Genomic DNA, 3,385 nt, shown 5'->3' on the forward strand with positions numbered 1-3,385 from the left:
CCGTCACGCGCGATGAACAGCGGCGCCGCTTCGCCGCGCGCGAAACCGATCCGTTGAAGCAGTGGAAGCTCTCGCCGATCGACAAGGCCTCGCTCGACAAGTGGGACGAGTACACTGAGGCCAAGGAGGCGATGTTCTTCAACACCGACACCGCCGACGCCCCCTGGACCATCGTGAAGTCGGACGACAAGAAGCGCGCGCGCCTCAACGCCATGCAGCACTTCCTGTTCAACCTGCCCTACCCCAACAAGGATCGCCACGTTGTCGTCGGGCCCGACCCGCTGATCGTCGGGTCCTCGGCGCTGGTCATTGGCGCTGTGGAAAATATTCTCGAGACGTCGGTGCATCCGGCCAAGCGGCGGACGTAGGGGAATTCGCGCACTCGACCCCAGTCTCCTCGTAGGTCGTCACCTCGAAAGTCCGTAGCGGCGCCGGGCCGAATGCGGAGGAAAGCGCCGCGTCGGCGGCGTCGCGGCCGTACGCCATGACGACCCGCCCGATCCGCGGGACGTTGTGACGGGCGTCGAAAGAATACCACCGCCCGGTCAGAAAGGCCTCGAACCAGCCCGAGAAATCCATCGGGTCCGGGTTCGGCGGCACGCCGATGTCTCCGAGGTAGCCGGCGCAATAACGCGCCGGCACGTTCATCGCCCGGCAGAGCGCGATGGCGAGATGGGCGAAGTCGCGACATACGCCGACCCCTTCGTTGAGGGCGCCGGAGGCGCACCGGCGCGCGTCGGCCCGCCCATAATCGAATTGGACGTGGTCGTGGACGAAGTCGCAGATCGCCTGCACCAGCTTCGCCCCCGATGCGGCGCCGGCGAATTTCCCCCAGGCGAAATCGCTCAGACCGTCGCTGTCGCAGTAGCGACTCGGCAGGAGAAATCGCAACGTGTCGACCGGCAGCACCGTCACCGGCGCCAGCGGCGCGTCGTCCGGCGTGTCCTCCGGAAGGCCCGAATCCCGGATCAGAAAATCGCTGCTGAACGTGATGATCCCAGGCGGGGCGTCGAGCCGCGTCACTCGATTGTCGAACGAATCGACATAGGACTGCATCGGGACGGCCGGGCTTACCCGGACGATATCGGGCGAAAGAAGATCCGCGTCGCGCGATGGGTGGACGTTGAGTTGCAACAGCATCGGCGTCTGCGCCGCGCACTCGAACGCAATCTTGTAGCCCGCTCTGATGATCATCCGCTGTCCCCGTCGCGCTTTCAGCGCCTCACTGGGACAAACGCTTGGAGATTCAGATTTGTTGCGTCACCTCGACCGACACTTCCATGCCGAGTTCGTCCTCCAGGTTGCCGTAGTAGGTCCCGGTCAGCGGCGCGGCCTGCTCGGGAACGCGCGCGACCGCCACCCGGATGAGATCCTTGCCCCCGATCAGTCCATTGGTGGGGTCGAACTCGATCCAGCCCGCTCCGGGCAGATAGACCTGGACCCATGCGTGGGTCGCGCCGCCGCCGAGGCGCTCGGGCTCGGTCTCGCCGCAGGGCGCGTAGATATAGCCGGAGACGAACCGGGCTGCGATGCCGAGCGTGCGCGCAGCCTCCATCATCAGCACCGCGAAGTCGCGACAGCTGCCCTTCCGACGGTCGAGGGTCGCCCAGGGCGCCTGCACGCCTGCCTCCTCGCGCCGCTCGTAGGAAAAACCTTCCTTGATCGCGTAGGTCATCGTCATCAGGAGGTGTCCGGTTTGCGTCGTGCCGCCTGAAGTGACGAACTGGTTCGCCCAGCGCTCGAGGTCGCCGCCCGGATCGGCGTAAATCCGCTCGATCGATCGGGAAACGTCGGGCAGTTCCTCGGGCAGATAGGAGAACGGGTAATGGCGCGCGCGCGGATCGATTTCGCCGCCGGGCGAATCGTCCTCCCTCCGGTCAACGGTGAAGCGGCTCTCGACGATGAGCGACGTCGTCGACCCGGCGAAAGAGGCCAGAGCCACGCAATTGTCGAGGGCGTCGTAGAGCCAGCGGATGCGGGCCGGTCGCGGCTCGATCGTCAGCTCCGACTCGACGAGGCGCTGGTCGTGACCGTCGCGGGGCCTGAGCATTAAGCGGTGCTCGCCGAGCTCGACCGGGCGGGCGTAGCGGTAGGCCGTCCGGTGGCGCACGTTGAGAGTCGTCTTTTCGCGCTGCACGTTTGGGTCCGCCCTCGATTTCCGCCCCACGCGTATGGTGAGCCGGCGGCGCCGTCCACGCAAGAGCGACGCCCCGACCGTCCGGCGGCCGCGGACGCGTGTCGCCCGGAGCATCTCGCCCGCGTCCAAGACGATTTTTACCAAAATTTTCCGAAGGCCTGCTAGTCTGTTGCGGTTTCGAATCTAACGCAAGGTACTATTGCGCGCAGTCTAGAGGGAAGCTGAAAGGACAGCCGTCCCGAATATAGCTGATGATGATCGATACAATTCGTCATCGGGCTGGTCGGTTATTTTCAAGGATATGTCCTCGCGAACCCAGACACGACGAAATGGCGCCAGCAGGAAGGTAGACAGATGTACGTCGTCGTCACGAATGAGCCCCGCCAGGATAACGTTCACGGTGCTTTCGACACCAAGGACGAAGCGGAGCAGTGGGCTCACAAGCACTGCGTCGGCTGCTGCTGGCGAGTGGTCAAACTGAACAAATAGCGAACGGCCTGAAGCCTGCGGTCTCATCGAGGCGGACTTCGCGTGAAGGCTCCGTCGACAGGATTCGAGATTCCGATGTACATCTGGGAATGCGCGCCCTCCCCGGTCCGGCCTTCGGTCGGTCGGCTGATATCGAGTGCGGCGAGGATCGCCGTGCGAAAATCCCGAAAAAAAGGCGTCCCGGTCGGGCAAGCCTTCCCGTCGCTCGACGCGATCGCGGAGCCGGAGCCGCCTCAGCCGAAACGATCAGACGTCATCGAGAACGAGCCATGATCGTCCACAAGTGGGATACGCCTGATGGGCTGCGCCCGGCGACCGCGTTCGGTCTCGACCGGCGCGAGTTCTATCTGTTCCTCCGCGAGGCAAGCGGTTGCCCGGCGGTCGAAGCCTACGAGCAGACTCGCCGTCCGCCGCCCAGCGCCGATGAGGTCCGGCTCGCGCTCTGGGGCCGACCGACGGCGGGCCCAGGGCCGTCTTTCGCTCCGCTCCGGCGGAAAGAGGATTAGCATTTTGCGGTTGAATCGAGGCGCCGCATAGCGCCGCGACCGCTGATCGCGGCGGACGCGGTCAACGACCGCGTCCCAAAGCGCGACTCGACGGCACAGCAATCTGCTCTCATGTTCTCCTTCACCCCTTGTGGAAGGCAGCCGAAGGCCGCCGGGTGAGGGTTCGCTGGCGCGAGCCTATTTCATCTCGCTCTAAGCCGAACTTCCGGTGTTTGTGAGCGCAAGTCATTGACGTGACTCGACGGGCGCATCG

At 64.8% G+C, this 3,385-nt stretch carries 3 protein-coding genes and 1 pseudogene; 2 read left to right on the forward strand and 2 right to left on the reverse strand.

Annotated elements, in window-relative coordinates; all coding sequences use genetic code 11:
- Positions 1–368, forward strand: a pseudogene (locus tag ACLP25_RS20975) (polyphosphate kinase 2); the annotation flags it as partial.
- Here the strand turns inward: ACLP25_RS20975 and ACLP25_RS20980 are convergent.
- A complete protein-coding gene (locus tag ACLP25_RS20980) occupies positions 307–1,194 on the reverse strand; it encodes a transglutaminase-like domain-containing protein (protein ID WP_442471087.1) in 888 nt (295 codons plus the stop codon). The pseudogene ACLP25_RS20975 and the gene ACLP25_RS20980 sit on opposite strands and share 62 nt — an antisense overlap.
- 52 nt (positions 1,195–1,246) lie before the next feature.
- On the reverse strand, positions 1,247–2,137 hold the full coding sequence (locus tag ACLP25_RS20985) for a transglutaminase family protein (protein WP_442471088.1): 891 nt from the start codon (positions 2,135–2,137) through the stop codon (positions 1,247–1,249).
- A gap of 758 nt (positions 2,138–2,895) precedes the next feature.
- On the opposite strand from ACLP25_RS20985, the gene ACLP25_RS20990 reads away from it, so the two are divergent.
- Complete coding sequence (locus ACLP25_RS20990) at positions 2,896–3,132, forward strand: hypothetical protein (RefSeq protein WP_442471089.1); 237 nt, start codon at positions 2,896–2,898, stop codon at positions 3,130–3,132.
- Positions 3,133–3,385: the final 253 nt, after the last annotated feature.

The sequence above is a fragment of the Roseiarcus sp. genome, assembly GCF_052145395.1.
Taxonomy (GTDB): Bacteria; Pseudomonadota; Alphaproteobacteria; order Rhizobiales; family Beijerinckiaceae; genus Roseiarcus.